General features: G+C 48.1%; 19 protein-coding genes and 1 pseudogene. 3 read left to right on the forward strand and 17 right to left on the reverse strand.

Annotated features, from left to right (window positions below; genetic code table 11):
* Window positions 1-45: 45 nt before the first annotated feature.
* From OIN60_RS20615 to OIN60_RS20650, 8 genes are all read right to left on the reverse strand, one after another.
* Window positions 46-411 carry a hypothetical protein gene (locus OIN60_RS20615; protein WP_305756737.1) on the reverse strand — a complete coding sequence of 122 codons (366 nt, stop codon included), beginning with the start codon at window positions 409-411 and terminating at the stop codon, window positions 46-48.
* Window positions 412-785: 374 nt separating this feature from the next.
* Window positions 786-2099 (reverse strand): right-handed parallel beta-helix repeat-containing protein, encoded by a 1314-nt coding sequence (locus tag OIN60_RS20620; protein ID WP_305756738.1) that lies wholly within the window; start codon window positions 2097-2099, stop codon window positions 786-788.
* Between the two features lie 226 nt (window positions 2100-2325).
* Entirely contained in the window at window positions 2326-4101 is a 1776-nt protein-coding gene (locus OIN60_RS20625; protein ID WP_305756739.1) for a DNA/RNA non-specific endonuclease, read from the reverse strand.
* 879 nt (window positions 4102-4980) lie between these two features.
* Complete coding sequence (locus OIN60_RS20630; protein ID WP_305756740.1) at window positions 4981-5700, reverse strand: hypothetical protein; 720 nt, start codon at window positions 5698-5700, stop codon at window positions 4981-4983.
* 94 nt (window positions 5701-5794) lie between these two features.
* Window positions 5795-6259 carry a hypothetical protein gene (locus tag OIN60_RS20635; RefSeq protein ID WP_305756772.1) on the reverse strand — a complete coding sequence of 155 codons (465 nt, stop codon included), beginning with the start codon at window positions 6257-6259 and terminating at the stop codon, window positions 5795-5797.
* A 128-nt stretch (window positions 6260-6387) separates the two neighbouring features.
* On the reverse strand, window positions 6388-6891 hold the full coding sequence (locus tag OIN60_RS20640; RefSeq protein ID WP_305756741.1) for a ParB N-terminal domain-containing protein: 504 nt from the start codon (window positions 6889-6891) through the stop codon (window positions 6388-6390).
* Between the two features lie 39 nt (window positions 6892-6930).
* Window positions 6931-7206 carry a hypothetical protein gene (locus OIN60_RS20645; protein WP_305756742.1) on the reverse strand — a complete coding sequence of 92 codons (276 nt, stop codon included), beginning with the start codon at window positions 7204-7206 and terminating at the stop codon, window positions 6931-6933.
* Window positions 7207-7420: 214 nt separating this feature from the next.
* On the reverse strand, window positions 7421-7744 hold the full coding sequence (locus tag OIN60_RS20650; RefSeq protein ID WP_305756743.1) for a hypothetical protein: 324 nt from the start codon (window positions 7742-7744) through the stop codon (window positions 7421-7423).
* A gap of 515 nt (window positions 7745-8259) precedes the next feature.
* Here OIN60_RS20650 and OIN60_RS20655 point away from each other — a divergent pair.
* On the forward strand, window positions 8260-8406 hold the full coding sequence (locus OIN60_RS20655; protein WP_305756744.1) for a hypothetical protein: 147 nt from the start codon (window positions 8260-8262) through the stop codon (window positions 8404-8406).
* A 184-nt stretch (window positions 8407-8590) separates the two neighbouring features.
* Here the strand turns inward: OIN60_RS20655 and OIN60_RS20660 are convergent, their stop codons facing one another.
* Window positions 8591-8917 (reverse strand): type II toxin-antitoxin system HicB family antitoxin, encoded by a 327-nt coding sequence (locus OIN60_RS20660; RefSeq protein ID WP_305756745.1) that lies wholly within the window; start codon window positions 8915-8917, stop codon window positions 8591-8593.
* Window positions 8918-9378: 461 nt separating this feature from the next.
* On the opposite strand from OIN60_RS20660, the gene OIN60_RS20665 reads away from it, so the two are divergent.
* Window positions 9379-9819 carry a hypothetical protein gene (locus tag OIN60_RS20665; RefSeq protein WP_305756746.1) on the forward strand — a complete coding sequence of 147 codons (441 nt, stop codon included), beginning with the start codon at window positions 9379-9381 and terminating at the stop codon, window positions 9817-9819.
* Here the strand turns inward: OIN60_RS20665 and OIN60_RS22745 are convergent.
* The 3 genes and pseudogenes from OIN60_RS22745 to OIN60_RS20675 form a co-directional block, all read right to left on the reverse strand.
* Window positions 9803-10129 (reverse strand): annotated as a pseudogene (locus OIN60_RS22745) (hypothetical protein); the annotation flags it as partial. The gene OIN60_RS20665 and the pseudogene OIN60_RS22745 sit on opposite strands and share 17 nt — an antisense overlap.
* Window positions 10130-10990: 861 nt before the next feature.
* Window positions 10991-11902, reverse strand: a complete 912-nt coding sequence (locus tag OIN60_RS20670) for a pyridoxamine 5'-phosphate oxidase family protein (protein WP_305756747.1) — start codon at window positions 11900-11902, stop codon at window positions 10991-10993.
* Window positions 11902-12339 carry a VOC family protein gene (locus OIN60_RS20675; RefSeq protein WP_305756748.1) on the reverse strand — a complete coding sequence of 146 codons (438 nt, stop codon included), beginning with the start codon at window positions 12337-12339 and terminating at the stop codon, window positions 11902-11904. The genes OIN60_RS20670 and OIN60_RS20675 overlap by 1 nt, the downstream gene beginning before the upstream one ends.
* Before the next feature lie 151 nt (window positions 12340-12490).
* On the opposite strand from OIN60_RS20675, the gene OIN60_RS20680 reads away from it, so the two are divergent.
* Window positions 12491-13060, forward strand: coding sequence for a CGNR zinc finger domain-containing protein (locus OIN60_RS20680; RefSeq protein WP_370872577.1), 570 nt, complete (start codon window positions 12491-12493; stop codon window positions 13058-13060).
* Between the two features lie 385 nt (window positions 13061-13445).
* Here OIN60_RS20680 and OIN60_RS20685 read toward each other — a convergent pair whose 3' ends face one another.
* From OIN60_RS20685 to OIN60_RS20705, 5 genes are all read right to left on the reverse strand, one after another.
* Window positions 13446-14033: a TetR/AcrR family transcriptional regulator gene (locus OIN60_RS20685; RefSeq protein ID WP_305756750.1), complete on the reverse strand. Its 588-nt coding sequence runs from the start codon at window positions 14031-14033 to the stop codon at window positions 13446-13448.
* A 95-nt stretch (window positions 14034-14128) separates the two neighbouring features.
* Entirely contained in the window at window positions 14129-15559 is a 1431-nt protein-coding gene (locus OIN60_RS20690) for an MFS transporter (protein WP_305756751.1), read from the reverse strand.
* Between the two features lie 100 nt (window positions 15560-15659).
* Window positions 15660-16199 (reverse strand): TetR/AcrR family transcriptional regulator, encoded by a 540-nt coding sequence (locus OIN60_RS20695; protein WP_305756752.1) that lies wholly within the window; start codon window positions 16197-16199, stop codon window positions 15660-15662.
* Between the two features lie 152 nt (window positions 16200-16351).
* Window positions 16352-16816, reverse strand: a complete 465-nt coding sequence (locus OIN60_RS20700; RefSeq protein ID WP_305756753.1) for a nuclear transport factor 2 family protein — start codon at window positions 16814-16816, stop codon at window positions 16352-16354.
* 81 nt (window positions 16817-16897) lie between these two features.
* The coding region (locus tag OIN60_RS20705; RefSeq protein WP_370872565.1) for a nuclear transport factor 2 family protein at window positions 16898-17106 on the reverse strand (209 nt) is incomplete at its 5' end.

Below are 17106 nucleotides of genomic sequence, written 5' to 3' on the forward strand. Positions count from 1 at the left end.
TTATCGGGAAGACTATTATCCTGGACAGTGAAAAGTTCTACACCACTAAGAAGCCAGCGAATCCTCGTCAACGTGGGACGCATCCTGCTTGGATTTAATTATTTTCGTTATGGATAATTGCGGATCCTGAGCAAACAGGCGAAAAATAGACTTGTGTAAATAAGCGGCAACCGTGGCCTCGGACACCACAGCATGGGAAGGGGTTCGCAGGTAACGGAAAAACAACCCCGGTGTCTGGCCTGAAAAGCGCAAAGCGACCAGTTGCAGCAGCCCCATCGCGATACTCTGGCACATCACAAAACCTTCGATCGCTTGAATCGTTTGTGCAATCCGGTGCCGATCCTGTTCGGCTTGTACGGCTTCGAACGGGTGGGTCTCATCCTTTTTCAGAAACCGGTTCAGCTTGGGCATGGACTTGCTCCAGAAACGGTAATCGGATGATGTCTGTAGCCGCCAGGGTCAGATCGGTACTCACCAAAATGGAGCAGCGGCCTTGATGAATCACCAGCACAAAACGCAATTCCTGATACCACCCCTGCCCCCAAAGCAGGTCCAGGCCAAGAAATTCAACCGTCTCTTCCTTACCATACAGGGGAACGATGGCCGTTTGAAAATCGGCAGCGTAAGGGAAATTGCAGACAGTGGATCAAATAAAATGAAATAGAAGAATGCTCGCACCAAAAAGGACCTTCCAGCGTATGGAGGTCCTTTTCAGCATAGCTGTATATTCAATTATACTCATACAGAATGGTACCTCTCCATATCTATTTTAGTTCACTGCCCTATTAGCGGGCACCAATATTCGTGCCTGAGGGAGTTCCCGCTCCGATCAGGTCGCTGCCTGAGGTCAGCTTCAGGAAGTTCCCCAGTGTAAACGAGCCATTGCTATTGCGCGTAATTTGCTGCGGGTCCAGGCTGACGAAATCATCGGCGCTGACAGTCAGTCCCTTAGCGTTGGTGCTTTTTTTGTTCTTCCACCATACATTGGAGCCGTCCGTATCCGTTCCGCTTGTCTTGTCGCTGGCTCCGCCGTTGAAGGACAGATTATTCGTGAAGATGTGAGTGCCTTTATCAAAGGCAAAGTTGCTCTCTCCGTTATTCCAGGAGGTGTTATTGGTCATCGTAATGCTTCCGGGGTTGCTGTTGTACGTGAAGCCATGCTTCTTGTTCTGGAAGGCAATGCTGTTCTTCACGATGTGATTGACCGCGATCTTATCCCCGCCCAGCTTGAAGCCGTTGCCGTCGCTGTCGGTGGTGGAGGTTCCGTCTGAGGTTTGTCCATTATGATGGGCTACACTGTTCAGAATCGTGACTTGGCCGATGGCGCCGGTCTCTGTCTTGCTGTACAGATCCCAGCCGTCGTCCACATTGTACGCCGCCAGACAGCCGTCAAAGACATTTCCCGGACCTACGGTCAGCTTCGCAGCGAACCCGTCGGCATCCTCGCCGTTATCGGGATCATAGTTATCATGGGAATAGGAGTTAATGACCTCATTATACTTCGGCCATTCATCAAACCCTGCCGTGGATGCATAACGGCCAAGCTGCAGTCCGGTATCGCGGTTATGATGGGTTTCCACATTTTCAATCCGGTTATAGTTGCCGGCGATGAAGATGCCGTTATCTCCCGCTCCCTTGACCTCAATGCCGTTCACATACCAGTAGCTGCCGAATAACTGCAATCCTCTGTTAGCTGAACCGAATTCTTGTGCAGAGAAGTCAAAGACTGGTTTCTCCGCGTTGTAGGCCACGAGATTCTTCTTGGAGCTGCTTGTCCCACTGTTATCCCGCCCAATCGTCACGGTGGCTGCAAAAGCGTAGTTCCCCCCGCGCAGATAGATCGTGTTCCCCGGTTGAATACGTGTGAGAGCAGCTTCTAGGGTCGTTGGGCTATTCAGCGTGCCTGGATTGGAAGCGCTTCCGTTAGGAGAGACATAAAGATCACCTGCTGCCAGCGTTCCGACAATGGCTTCCTGGTAGGTATCAGCTCCCACCGAAGCTTCTGCGGCATTGGAGACAGGTGCCAGGAGAGAAGCGGATAAACCCAAGGTCATCACAGCCACGAAACCAGCCTTGCCCAGCGTCATCATTTTACCCATTTGTTATTCCTCCTATCATTTTATATTGAGAAAAAAATCACAAATGATGATTACTATATAACGCCTACTGCCCCCTTCCTATCGGATTCTGGTTATCATTTGTAGGCTGACATCGTGATGTAACCCCATTCTAACGAATGTTAACGTTTTCATCAAGATGTTTTTTACCATTTTCACCTAAAAAAGAGACCAGCCTCCCAAATCGAAGCGGTCTCCGTGTATTCTTCTACAGTATGATGTCTGTATGCCCGTTCACCACGCGCTGCACAAGCGCCTCCTGTCCATGCAGCGGATCATGCTGCTTCAACTCCCCAAAGCCCAATCCGGTCAGCTCCTCGATCTGCAGAACCGGAACCTGATACGTCTTGTACTCGCCGAAGGCAAATTCCAGATCGTCAATAAAGCTTTTCTGACTGAGCAAATAGGCGGTGGCGGACAGCTTGCCATCTGTCTTCACCATCACGGCTACCTTCCAGAATTCTGCCGGAATCCGCACTCCCCGGTATTCGATATCGTCCTCACGGAACACCGGTCCGGTAAATACGCTCACCTTGAGGTTATGCTCATCGGTATTTTGCAGGATGTAATCCTCCAGGCCGAGCCAAATCTGCTGGTTCAGCTTCTTATGCTGCGGGGCTGCATTGGTGAAATGGAAGGTGTCCTCATTCGCCTCGGCAGCCCGTTCCCCCCAGACCGGGTCGCGCCTGCGCACCAGATGTCCACGATCGATGTCCGGATGCTCATAGACGGGTGGCCCGCACTGATATTTCCGGTCCATACGGGGGTCGAACAGCCAACGGTCGCTGCGGCCGACGTCCTTCAACTGACTGCCATCGATATTGACGGCCGTATACAGCGCAAGCTGACGGGATCGGCTTAGCACGACCGAGAAATGAGTATAGTTCAGGATGTGGCCACCCGCGATCAGCGGAGCGGCATCCTCCTCCAGATCGCTGCGCAGGGCTGGATGCGGCACCTTGTAGTTCACACCCAGGAAATCCGGATCATAACCCGTGGAACCCTCATACCATTCGAGGTCAAGCTCTTCCACGGCTTCAGCCGCTTGCCCTACCTCCAAATGATGAATGACCTCGTCCAGAAGCCGCCGCTGTTCCTTATTCAATCCCGGCCTTCTTCGTTCAATCGCCTGCAAAATACTGCTGATGCGCACTCCTTCATTCGCAATGAACGCGGCGCTGTCATTCGGATCGGGCACACCCGCATGATGAAGGGCAGCTACCATCCACTGGTCATTAAAAACAGGCGCACCGGATGAACCGGCCCGGGTATCTGTGGAGTAATGGATAAAATGCTCCAGCATGTCGGTCACGCGGTTTTCGCGAATGGCCACCATTTTCGGCGCGCCTTGCGGGTGCTGGATAATCGAGACATATTCACCCTCCAGAATTTTACCGGGCTCGCTGTACAGCTTCAAATATCCGAAATCACTCAGCCGTGTGCCGTCTGATGCCTCTTCGTCTACGGCCACCAGGGTGAAATCCAGCTCCGCATCGGTCAGGAACAGCCGCTTGGGAGCACAATTGAAGCTCTTCATCTGACGTTCCTTGAAATTCATGTCCAGCTCGTAGTTAAATTGGACCGCACTGTACAGCGTATCCTCCTCCCGAGGCAACACGTGGTTATTGGTAAGCAGCAGCGACGGAGACACTAGGAAGCCTGTGCCGTAACCGATCACTCTGCCGATATGATCCCTGACCTCGATCCGGCAGACGGATTTGGCCGCCTGCATGCCCGCCTCCAGGTAGGAGACCGGGAACAGATCATTATTGCCGATCACCCGCTCCAGCCCTAATCCGTCCCTCGGGTCAATGGCAGCCTCCCGAACAGCAATCTTGTCCGCTGTAGCGGCTTCCACGGGATTGCTTGACCGCATGCGGATGGCCGCCTTCTCCCGCTCCTCACTTCTGGCCTCGTACCTCTTCCGAGCTGCCTGCTGCTGCCCTTCGTATGTACTTTTTGGATGCGGCCATGGTTTCGGCATACTCACTCCTCCTATCTTGTGTATGTGTAGCAAAAGAGCCCCCAGTTTATATGCATATGTAAGAAAGTCTGATTTACACATACCTTTTTTCGGAGGATTTGAAACACAGCCTATTCCAATCGGAGGCAACAGAACAGGCTTAAGTCAAATTTTTATGCTGTTCTCAATTTCTTTTTTATGATGGAGCATCATCATTTTTCGTTCCGAAATCGTCGAGCAATCGGCATTCCTGTCAATTCAGTAACTTCTCTTATGGTCAACATGAATCAACCTTCATCTAATCGCTAGTAGTGGCTGCACACTTTCTGGTTGTTAGAGGCTGCTACGTGGAGATGCGGCGGCCTCATGGGGGGCACTCTTTTCGTGCGTGGGGAGACGCTCCGAGAACGAAGCATTCCTACAATCCCTGTTGACCCTTCGGGCCAAAGGGGACCGCTCCGCTTTTCCGGAATTGCTTCGTTCTCTCCGCTGCTTCTGCGCATCCCCCAACTTAACAAGAACAACCGGATCGCAATCTTCTTGGCTGCCCATATAGTAGACAGGTGAAAAAAATTCTCCAAGAAATTGAAATGTTTCCGAATCTGATGAAGAAGCAGAAATGGATGAAAAAGTAAACGGACCGGGCAAGGATGAATACTCTGCCCGGTCCGTTTTTTTGATTTTCGATTCCACTGACCGTCCTTTTAAAAAAGTGCTACTTAATTTGCATTCATTCCATAAATTCCAAGGACCAAATATGCAAAAGCTGTAACTGCCACTATCCCAAAGATAATTACTACTTTATTTTTTATTGACCAATAATGGTTTTTCATAAGTCGATCACCGCCTTAGCTACATTATACGTATATAAGACAGTTCTAACACCATAAATATATATTTTTAAGTGTCAAATCTCGACTTTGCAGAATCGTTTTGCACGTCAAGAAAGAGATACTGTGTAGCACTTCCTGCAGCAGGATTATAAACCCAACTCATCTGTGCCCGTGCAGATTGATTAGATGTCTCTTTTGCCCTTGCAATGGTAGGGCCTTTTAACTGGTTAAATCCCCCGAAATGTGTTTTGACCTGAGGAGTGGACACTCTTGTAATAGAGTCATAGCCTTGGTTAACGATAGAATAATCAGCTAAGAAACTAGCTGTTACGACACCATTACCGTCTTCAACTTTAGCATCAACGATGTTGCAGTAACCACTACCACAAGCAGAACCTGGCCCTGGCGTTACAGATTGAATCCGAACTGATCCGTCCGGGTATACGGTTCGAGCAGTGTAGCCTGCTAATGCCTTGCTCTCCTCAGAACTGCTAGATAAACTATTAAATGTTGTACTTGTTACACCTAAACTTTGCTTTTCCGGATTAAGAGAGTCAATGAGTCCACCACGTATTAATTTTTCAATTAACTTACTTTGGGTCTCTTCATCAATTCCCATTTCCGCAAAGTTAGCCTTAACATTTTGAAGTTCTTGTTCGGAAATGCTCGTAGTACTTGTTCCCTCGCTCACTTCACCTAATTCTTCAGCAAAGACACTTGTTGTAAAAGACATGATTAGACTTGCAGACAACAGAACTGCTCCAATCTTCTTTTTCGTGAACAACATACTTACTTAGCCTCCTTTTTTTATAGTACAACACAATATTCTGCAAATTCACTCCATTCCCTTCCTTTTTTATGTAAATTTTATGTTAAAATATTCAAAATCCTATCTCATCTTTTTGTAACGCAATATCAATTTCAATGAGCTTTTTCAGGTCATCCACGGTCTTAATTTCAACCTCCCCGTCCCGAAAAGCCTGTATAATAATTTCCCGGTATGCGGTCAAAAAGTCTGCATAATCCATGTTTGAAATGTCCGCAGGAGCATCACTGTACACCCCCAGATCGGCGTAAGACAGGCAGGAAAATACAAAGTCGGCTTCTACGTGTGCAGCCAGGTCACCTATCTGCCTCGAATCACCTTGTATCCATCCCGGGGAACGATCAATAGCTCCTTTTTCATAAAGGAGCTGCGCCTGTTCTGCATTCTCAGTAACCTGTTCCTGCCGTAAGTCAATCCCCGTATAAGAGTAGCCAAGGTATTCGGCCACTATGCCGCGCACGGAACCGCCAGAAAACGGATCAAGAACCTTACCGCCCTTCGGGCAGAACCAGCGGTACATAATATAATCTCGCACAGAACCGGGTCGAATATGCTGGTCCCTCCGCCTACCGCTTCCATAGCAGCACGCATAAATTCCGATTGCCCACCCATGTTGTATAAAAGAGACTCGCCGCGCCCCTCCTCACTTTATATCCCTAATTGCAGCCACTGCCGCTTACGATCCTGCCAGTAGCTTTGCCGGGTATCAAGTACACTGAAAGGCGGGACAATGAAACGATCAATTAGCGGTATGGTGTCGAGTTCATCGGATTCATCCAGATCAAAGCCGGACAGTTCCAAGTCCGCCCCCGCCTCCTGCAGCTCGCTCAGCAGCTTCGCCAATGCTTCATCGTCCCAGCGGCCAGACACTTTATTCAATGCGATATTCAAAAGCCGTTCCTGCTTGTCGTCCAGGTCAACCACGGATACGGCCAACTCTGTACAGCCCTGCTCATTGACCATTATCTTATACCGCTGATGCCCGCCGACCATGTTGCCGGTTCGCTCGTTCCAGACAATCGGATCGATATAGCCAAAGGATTCAATGCTGCGCTTCAGCTTCTGGTATTCGGGGTCTCCCGGCTGTAAGTCGATGCGCGGGTTGTAGGCTGCTGCGTTGATTTGATCTATTGGTATCACTCTGATGTTCATTTCAAATACCTCCAAAAGAAAAAGCGCCCGCAAGGACGCTCATGTAAGCTTAGTAAATTTTTCTACGACCCACCTATCAATCGCCTCTCCATAGCCCATGCTTTTATGAATCGGCAGATCATTTTCACTAAAGATTTCTTCTTTTCCATTAATTATTATCTTCCATTTCATCGGATGAAGGCCTAGAAACTCATAAGCTACTGTTAATCCTTCCTCCTGCAATTCACCAACTACTTTTATAAAATATTCGTCGATATTTTGCGCCAATATCTCATACTGTCTAAATGAATCTGATACTTTTTTTGCTATAGACAATGTTCTCACCCCCTGACTTAATCATACTCTGTTTTTTCAAGTAGACAAATCCGAATTTATGTTGAGTTGGTTTTCTATATGCGGGCATGGCCGGAACACGTCAGCAGACGAATGCTGTGGCCCTCTCAGCCGTTTTCAGCCCTTCGTCTGGTATTCGGTCGACACAACACGACACGCTTGTACAGGCAAAAGAAAAAGCACCCCGAAGGATGCTTTAAGAAATATAACTGTCAATAACTTTTATTACAGTATTCAAAGAAGTAACTTTGTTCTTGTTTTCTTCATGCAACTCAGCAATTTCCTTTTCGAGGACGTCAAGCTTCTTGATAAGCTCTTCCTCTTTAAAATATTGCGTTAAGTAACTCCGTTTCTCTCCTGCATGCGGCAACTCTTTAGCTGATTCATCTATAATCATTAGTTGCTTAGTAATAAAATCAAATTCAGATTGCTTTGAATTCAACAGTTTGGAAGAAGAATCAAGTTCCGCTTTGATAGAATCACGCCATTCAGTCATTCTTTGTTTTGTGTCATTATCCATGTTGGTTTCCACCTCCTCTATATCAGGGATATTTTACCTCTTTTGTACAAGTTGGTCGAGAACAAAATTGCTTAACCCCGTCCCATCTGCCCCATACACAGCCTTTACATTTACTCGGCTGCTTTGGTGGTCCTTTATAAGGCTGCTGCTGCTTTTTCTTTTTCATAAAATCCCCCAAACGACAAAAAAGCCGATCCGCAAAGGAACGACTCTGGCTGATATGTATTATCTTTTCGTGTTATTGCACGGTATGATCCGCTTCAAATCTGGCGTCCGTACCTTCCGCAGCAAAAACGCTGCGCTCTTTGCTTTAAAAAGCATACGTACTTTGTAACTATAGAAGAAGAACAAGACCATTTTACCGAGCTGCCGAAATTGGAGTCAAAGACAGTTTAATCAACAATTCGCCAATTGCCTAACAGAAACCCTATTAATCTTGCAAATACTCACTTTTTGATATTCCCCGCTGAAAGGTTTATTCTGGAAACATATGAAGGAAAGGAGATAAACCTTCGATGGAAATATCAAAAGAAGTTGCAAAGAATATTTTCTTATTAGTATTCGTTATTGCGTTCATTGTTATGGTGGGCAAAGGCCTCTATGATGCGTTCGAAACATTGCCAGACCGAATGGGAACAGTTGCAAACAGCCTCAACAAATAAAGTGAGGCGGGAAGTGACGCGCTCCAATCACGTGTGTGTCACTCACGCCTGATTTCCACATTGCCATAATGACGCGCCTGGGAATTGAACCCCGAAAAAGGTTTCGGACCGGGTCTGTTACGATGTTTCCGCCGGTTAACTGTTTTCCTTTGGCCTGTACGCGTCGCAACAAAAAAGCCGCATTTTAGCGGCTCAATTTATACAGACAGTATTGATTTAGAGATACATTCTCGGCAGCGGCCCGCTCGACCAGTTGCCGGTGCAGCGTCTTAGGTACCCGCAGGTTAAACTTGCCGCTGTACTCCTCTGAACCGGCTGGCTCGGGAATCGGATCGCCAAATTCAAGTTTCACCGACAGATACCCTTCCATAGCTTCCCTGATACTCTCATACGCTTCCTCAATGGTATCCCCATGACTTTGGCAGCCGTCCAGCTCCGCCACAGTGACATAGAAGTAATGCCCGCTCTCGTCGTTCATTTCTCTTATTTGAATGGTGTACGGGAGAGCCATATAATACGCTAAATCCTTGTTTTCCATCATTGTCAGCTAGGATATAATGAAGGATAAGGAAAGGGGAGCAGTCACTCCCCAATCCGGTCCAGTACGTCTTTGACGTACACCGCCTTGAGTGGTTATTCCTTTTTGATGGTTATCAGTTCTGGACCAATTTATCTATCCTAGCCATGTCTCACCTCCTATACACATAGTACCGTATTCAGTACCATAATACAAGGGTTATTTTGGAATTTGTTTTGTGAAAGAACCTTCGATTCAATTTCGTAGCGGGACGTTTTAATCAAATTACAGCCGCTGGCGGAGAAAGACATCACTTTGTATCCAAAAATGCATTAACTGCTACAGGTTACAATGGTTACAATGCTAATACTGCACCTGCTATTCGGATGACCCAGAAGGACCATCAGGCAATCCTGCTTACCGAGAAAGACTTTGGCATAAAAGGAGAATAGGGCTTGAAAATTTTAGACATCATTCCCGGCAAGTCAATTGGAAAAGTTGAGTTAGGCATGAATAGAGCCGATGCGGAAAGACTGTCCGACGACGTTTGGTATAAGAATGAATATGATGAGGATGGTCTTGTGAATTATATTCAAATTGGTTATGGTACAAAAGATGAATATAATTGTCAGTACAATGGCATCGATCTATTTAATACAAAAGCCGATGATTTGGTCGCATTATTGGACAAGATTTCTCCATACGACAGAAGCCATTCTGAATTGGGATATACGTATGCTTTCCCTGAATTGGGTTTGACTTTATGGAGGTCAAGTATCTTCACGGAAGAGATGAGAAATGAAGAATGGTTCAAGGAGATGTCTAAAGAAAATCAAGAAGACGAAATGAAATATTTGTATTTTGAGTCTATTGCTGTTTTTAAAGTTGAGCATTAACAACCAGCCGTCCCGTAAATGGGGCGGTTTTCTTACGATACAGACATATGTACAAAACTGCATTACGTATCTCTTCATCAGTTAGGTGTGTGTATATCATTGTCGTTTGTATCGACGAATGGCCTAACTGATTCTTTAACCTGGGTACATCGTTATACTTTTCAACGAGTTTTTCGATTGATCGTTGTGTCAAACGCCGGCTTTTTCCTTTACGGCCTGCAGGAGCTGCTATGAATAAATAGTTTTCGTGTTTTTCAGACACATATTTTGTTTCTCTGATCTGAAGATAACTTTCTAACTCAACTTTCGCAGAGCACAAATCCAATTAAGCCTTTGTAGCTACTGGGTTCTGAGGAATTCGAATCCCTTCCTTGCCAGTTTGCCAATTTCATGCTGCGAAAGTTGAGTTAAGTGCTTGACAGTCAAGCCGCCCGTTGACTGTGGAAAGGCATGTGAACTCGCTGCCCGGGAGCTTTGCATGATTATCCCGTTGGATCAGGTAAAGAAAAATAGAAAACCGGGAACCGAAAATATACGAAGTGAGACACGAAAATGCCTGTTGTTACGCTATTCGGGATAATCAAATGGGTCTATTATTTTTTTGATCGTACCTTATGGAGAAACAGATCGGTTCGAGATGAGACGATCTTAGAAGAAAGCAGAGCGTTTAGGTGATGTGAAACGGACTGAGAGTCTGAGCAAAAGGGATAATCATGCAAAGCTGTATGGAGAGACAACAGACAACAGGCATCAGGTAACGGACACCAAACACCATACACCATAACACCATAACACCATAACACCATATCCTATAGACACCCGTCTCACTCTGGATGCCAGACTCTGAGCGGGACGAATCCCCTTCTTCTAAGAAAGCTAGAAAAAAGCTGTCTGCTGATTCAGAGGCAACTCCAGCAGTGAATCTCCGTTTTGCCCAGTTACATCAAGGCCTGTTTTCTGATTTCATGCTGCGAAAGTTGAGTTTCTAAATCCATTAATGCCTGCAACCTCGGATAATCTAAGTCCAGAACCCAATTTTCATGACTTTGTTGAATTCTAATATTGATATTTTACCATAAGAAAACCGCCTTAATTGAAAAGGCGGTTTATTGATTCTTACGGTCGGCATAACTTTCGGCTTGTCGGCCCTGAGGTAGCACATGCCCTCGAACTAGGACTCCACAACTACGCTCGGATTAGCAGGGGAGTACTGTACGGTACTCCAGCTTAGAGGCATCGCATGACTCGTAATAATTCCCCGTTCCAGATGAAATCGGATGATCCGCTGGGCACCCTGGAACCAGTGGGCGAATGGAGTCACATCCCATAGAATCTCGACCGTTCCCGTCAATTGAATAAGGCTGCCCGAGTCAAAATCCATGAATAACAGCCCTGCCTGCGGGTAACAGACTGCATTCCCAAGCGTATTAAACATCGCATTGCCGCTGTAATCCGGAAACACCAACGTCCGGTCATCCTCGGCTCTTACGAATCCCGGCATACCCCCGCGGTGGGATACATCCGTACCATACTGAAGATGCTGAGTTGCAATGAAGAAGGTATCCGCTTTATTCACCAAGGTCACCACTTCTTCAGAGAGCGTCTCCAGTGCCTGAGCTGCCGGTTCAATGCTCGGTCCTTCTTTTAGGGTCCATTCACGCGCTTGGATGTACTTCGGACAATTGGAGTAGACTTGCTCTGCCCTAAATTGAAACCCGTTCGGTTGGATCTCCCCAATTCGGCCATTCAAGCGCATGCGGCGCCGGGTGGCGAAGTCGATTGCAATGGCTGCGATCGGATTGGAGGGGGTCAGGCAGAGTGAGATGGGGTCCTGGGAATCAGGAAAACCGCTAATCATGGCATGCTGAGAGTCTTCTACCTTGATGAATCCGGGGGTTCCGAACCATACGGAAGCCCAAACTGCCCCGTCGTCATCTGCTGCGCCAAGTATCAGAAAAGGCTGGCTTTCGAGGAACGTCTTCGCCGCTAGCGGAATCTCACTGTAAATGCTATTTTTGCGTGCTGCGATGTCCCTTACACCCGCCCGTTCCTGAACCTGAATTTCGCCCGGATGATAGTTCATCAGAAGAAACCGCAAGCTTTCCCTTCCGTCGCCGTGTGCGCGTGGCAGCCCACACCCTGCAGCGCATAAATCTCCAACCGAATCCCGTCCGGATCTTCGAAGAAGATCCCACCGGAGTCTCCGCCCTCCGTATGAGCAACCATCCCATCATAGATGAAGGGAACTCCGTTCGCTCTCAATTTTTCCTCATATCCTTTAATGGTATCAACCGAATCCACTTCAAAGGCCAGATGATGCAGACCCGGCTGCCGTGGGGAGAAGCGTCCTTCACTTTGCTGCCATAAGGTGACCAGATTCTTCTGATCATCGCCAAGCAGTGCAAATTTTCTTCCGGGTTCCTCCGATAGATTCCGCAGTGTAAAGCCCAATAGCTCCGTATAGAATCGAACCGATCTTTCTATTTCCGATACATTCAAACCAATGTGTCCCAATCTCATTTTCCATATCCCCTAACCATCAAAAGTATCTTACAGGCATTACAATACACAATATTATATAACTTGTAAACAGCCGATTTAGCGGTTAGAATTAAAACAGGAGCATAGAGAAGGAGTTGGATCAACCATAGATAAGCCCGCATTTGTTTTTATAGGCAATCACTTTACAACTGATTTTGTGAACACCCGCAAGAATGTCAAAGGAATCCGGACAGAGCTCATCGAGTCTTGGGATCATCTGATGAGCTGGCTGGAGCAGGCCGACAGACGGAAATGGGTGATAAGTGATCAAGAGGAGCTTACCCCTGACGAGCAGGACACCATCATTCAAAAGATCCTGATCATTCGCAGCCGGATTGAACAGGCATTTACCCAAATCATTCAGGAACAATCCATTCCGGCCTCGATCGTCACTTTTCTCAATCAAGAGTTGGCGCGTTACCGCAGTTATTATCAAATCGAGACAGGCGATCAGGAACGTCCATTCACCACTGTCAGAAACTACGAGATCACGCAACTGCCCGCCTTGTTCCTGGAAGAGGCCTGCCTCTTCTTCACGACATTCAAACTGGCTAATCTCAAGAAGTGTGAGAATCATGCCTGCATCCTGTTCTTCTACGATAGCAGCCGCAATCAGCAGCGCCGCTGGTGCAGCATGGACACGTGCGGGAATCGCGTCAAAGTAAATCAGCACTACCACCGCAAGAAAAACCAGGAATAATCCCCTCATATAAACCAATCGGACGAAACTACAAAGAGGACTGCTTAAGAGCAGCCCTCCTTGTAAGTAACGACTCCCGTTATTTGAACTTCAAACACATCAGCAGTTCAATAATGGTTCTATAATAATTTGAAGTGTCTACAACGTTGTGAATGCTTAGCAGTGTGTGGAAAGGAATAGATAACTGGGTAAAACAGAGATCCACTGCTGGAGTTGACGCTGAATCAGAGCCGACGACTTCGCCAATGAGCGGTGCGTGCGTGAACAAATTGTCCAACTGCCCGTTAGCTTAATGAAGCAGATATTAGAGTCGGTTCCCTGTGCCCCTACTATCTGACCATTCGATCTAATTAGAATAAAAAGAAATGAAGCACCTTGCGACGCTTCATTCTTGTTCCAGCACGGACAACGTGACGGTTGTAATTTGCTCCATGACGAGCGGATCGTTTGTCAATTTGGCCACTTGCGTCAGCCCATACCGCGAATGGTACAGATACCGCGCCAGCGCACGCATATCTCGGTTCGCGCTAAATTCACCTTGCTGCTGACCGCGTACCAACGCCTCATATAGCGCCTGCTCCAGCCGTCGTTTATCCTGCTCGAACAGTTCGGCAATCTCAGGATCATGAGGGATCTGGTCGATCGCGCTGTAGAGAATAAAGCACTCCTTACGGCGCTGCTCGTCTCTTAACGTCTCCCCGATCACGGCAAATATTTTAGCGATAGCTTTCTTCACGGATGACGTCTCCGCCAAGTATGCGACAACTGCTGAGGACTTCTCATCCACGTAATGTTTGACCGCCTTCAAGAAAAGGTCCCGTTTGGTACCATACGTATCATACAAGCTTTGGCGAGCGATGCCCAGACCTTCGAGCAGCAGTTGCAAGGAGGTGCCTTCATAGCCATAGTGTCCGAACACCTCCATTGCTTTATGCAACACGAGATTCGTATCGAATTCCTTGCTTCTTGCCATACGGATAACCTCCTTTCTTCTCCTCTATGATAACGATTTTAGAACGTTCAGTCAAGAATAGGGGGGACGGGGATCAGAGCCGTAATAGCGTCTTATCAATGAGCTGCAGTTACTTTGATGTCATCGAGCTTCGACGGCTTCGGCTGCTTGAGCGCCAGGAAGGCCACTAGAATGCCGAGTGTCGTAGTCGCTGCGGAGATCAGGAATGCGGTATGAATCGCAGAATTCAGATCAGCCGGCTGCATATGCTCAAGTGTTGAGCCCGTTCCCAGGCTAGCTGAAATAATCGCCATAATAACCGCCAAGCCGATCGCCCCGCCAATTTGTTGACCTGTCGAGATCAGCGCGGAAGCAACGCCCTGCTCCTTCGGCTCAATGCCTGCACTGCCCGCGATAAACATCGTCGTAAAGACAAGCGCCTGACCGATGCCGATAATCACGGTGCCCGGAATAATCCCCCAAGCTGACCCCGTCTCAGACAATCCCGTCAGCAGCAGGAACCCTACAACTCCAAGCCCCATCCCTGTCGCGATCGTACCTGCCACGCCAACTTTGGTCAGCATCTTGTTAATCAGCTTGGCGCCGACGAAGGCGCTCAGTGTCAGTGGTAGGAAGCTAAGCCCCGATTGTATAGCGGAATAATGCAAGACGCCCTGTGTATACAACGTCAAGAAATAATACAACGAGCCGAATGAAGCCGAGAATAAAAACGCCGTAAGTGACGCTCCCGTCAGGTTGCGATTCTTAAACATGCGGAAGGAAATCAGCGGCTCTTTGGTTCGTTTCTCAATAGCCGCGAAAGCAAGCAGCAGCAGGGCGCCAATCAGAACAAAAGGAAGTGTCGATGCGCTGGCCCAGCCTTCGACTGGCGCTTGGATCAGGTAGTAGACAACGAGCAGCAGACCTGCGGTTACCGATATTGTACCGGCAGCATCATAATGCTTGGTTCCAGCGGTAACCTTGCTCTCGGTAAGTACGAATGGTGCGAGAATAATAACTGCGAGTGCGATCGGTACGTTCACCAAAAAGGTCGATTCCCATCCAACATAACTGGTGAGTACCCCGCCTAGCAGCAGGCCAAGCGACATGCCGACGCCGCCCATCGATGCCCAGATGCCCATCGCCCGGTTACGTTCAGGCCCTTCATTGAAGTTCGACATGATAAGCGACAGCGTTGCCGGTGATAATAGCGCTCCGCCTAGACCTTGCAGCCCTCTGGCTGCGATGAGCATAAGCTGCGATTCTGCCAAGCCGCCCAAGAGCGAACCCAGTCCGAAGAGCCCCATGGCGATCATAAACATGCGTCGTCTCCCCAGCAGATCAGATAACCGACCGCCGATAAGGAGGAAGCCCCCGAAGGCAAGCGAATATGCGCTGACAACCCACTGCAGATTATTCGCCGAGAAGCCGAGCTCATTGCCTAGCGACGGCATGGCTACGAATATGATTGTATAATCCAGCGCCATCACCAGTTGTGAAACTGCTAGGATGAATAACGCCAAGCCTTTGTATTTTGATGCGTTCATGTTCGATTCCCCTTCTCATGCAGACACAAGCGTCTGCGCCCATTTTATTTTGACCATTCGATCTAGTTTCAACAAAAGGAATGTAGCACCTTGCGTCGCTTCATTCTTGTTCCACCACAGATAAAGTTACCGTTGTGATTTGCTCGATAACAAGCGGATCTTCCGTCAATTTGGCTGCTTGTGTCAGTCCATACCGGGCATAGTACAAATACCTTGCCAGCGCACGCATATCCCTACTTATGCTAAATTCGCCCTGCTCCTGGCCTCGTACCAACGCCTCGTAAAGTGCCTCCTCCAGTCGGACTTTGTCCTGCGCGAACAGCTCGGCGATTTCTGGATCATGAGGAATTCGGTCGATTGCGCTGGAAAGAATAAAGCATTCCTTGCGTCGCTGTTCGTCGCGGAGCGTCTCCCCAACCACGTCGAATATATCGGTAATTGCCTGCTTCACAGGCACCATCACCGCCAAATAAGTGACAACATCTGAAGACTTCTCGTCCACGTAATGTTTGACCGCCTTCAAAAAGAGGTCCCGCTTGTTCCCATACGTATCATATAAGCTTTGGCGGGCAATGCCCAAGCCGCCCAGAAGCAGTTGCATGGAGGTGCCTTCATAGCCATAGTGCCCGAACACCTCCATCGCTTTATGCAGTACAAGGTTCGTATCAAATTCCTTGCTTCTAGCCGAGTGAATCCCCTCCTCTCCCCTCTACGCTAACGTTTATAGAACGTTGAACCAAGCATAGGTGAGTGACGGACATTGGGCTGGGATGAAAAGCATCCTCCCGCAAGTTACTCCGAGAAGCGCACCACATCGTTCAAGCTGCCGATCGACTCGGCGGCCACAAGCGGATTCCAGAAATCACGGTAACGTGTGATCTTTCCATCCTTTGTTTCCACGACACTGATGTACGTTTGGTTATAAGGCTTGCCGGTTTCCTTGTGTTTGCCAACCGACTTGAATTCTGCAATGACGAGCTCTGGATCAACCGTCAGATGGAATTCAAGCTCGGTGAACTGGACGTCGAAATGCTTCGGGAAGTTCTGCATGTAGTCGTAGAGCTCCGCTTTGCCTTCCTTCTTATCCGGGAATCCGGCTGGTCCGTACGGGAACTCCAGTACGCCGTTCTCTTCCCACAGCTCCACCCATGCCTTAATGTCTCCACCGGACAAATGCTTCAGATGATTGCGGAATGCCTCCTGCGCTCTTTCTCTTACAGCCTCTTGCGTCATTTGGTTTGTTGTTTGGTTTGTCATTGGTTCTTCCTCCGTTTATATGTTATTTTTTTAGACCTTTCGGTCTGGTTTGGTCAAAAAATTAGGCTTCGGTCGCGATTCTTACTCCGAGAAGCGCACCACATCGTTCAAGCTGCCGATCGACTCGGCGGCCACAAGCGGATTCCAGAAATCACGGTAACGCGTGATTTTTCCATCCTTCGTTTCCACGACACTGATGTACGTTTGGTTATAAGGCTTGCCGGTTTCCTTGTGTTTGCCAACCGACTTAAATTCTGCAATGACGAGCTCTGGATCAACCGTCAGATGGA

Source organism: Paenibacillus zeirhizosphaerae (genome assembly GCF_030705605.1).
In the GTDB taxonomy this organism is placed as follows: domain Bacteria; phylum Bacillota; class Bacilli; order Paenibacillales; family Paenibacillaceae; genus Paenibacillus; species Paenibacillus zeirhizosphaerae.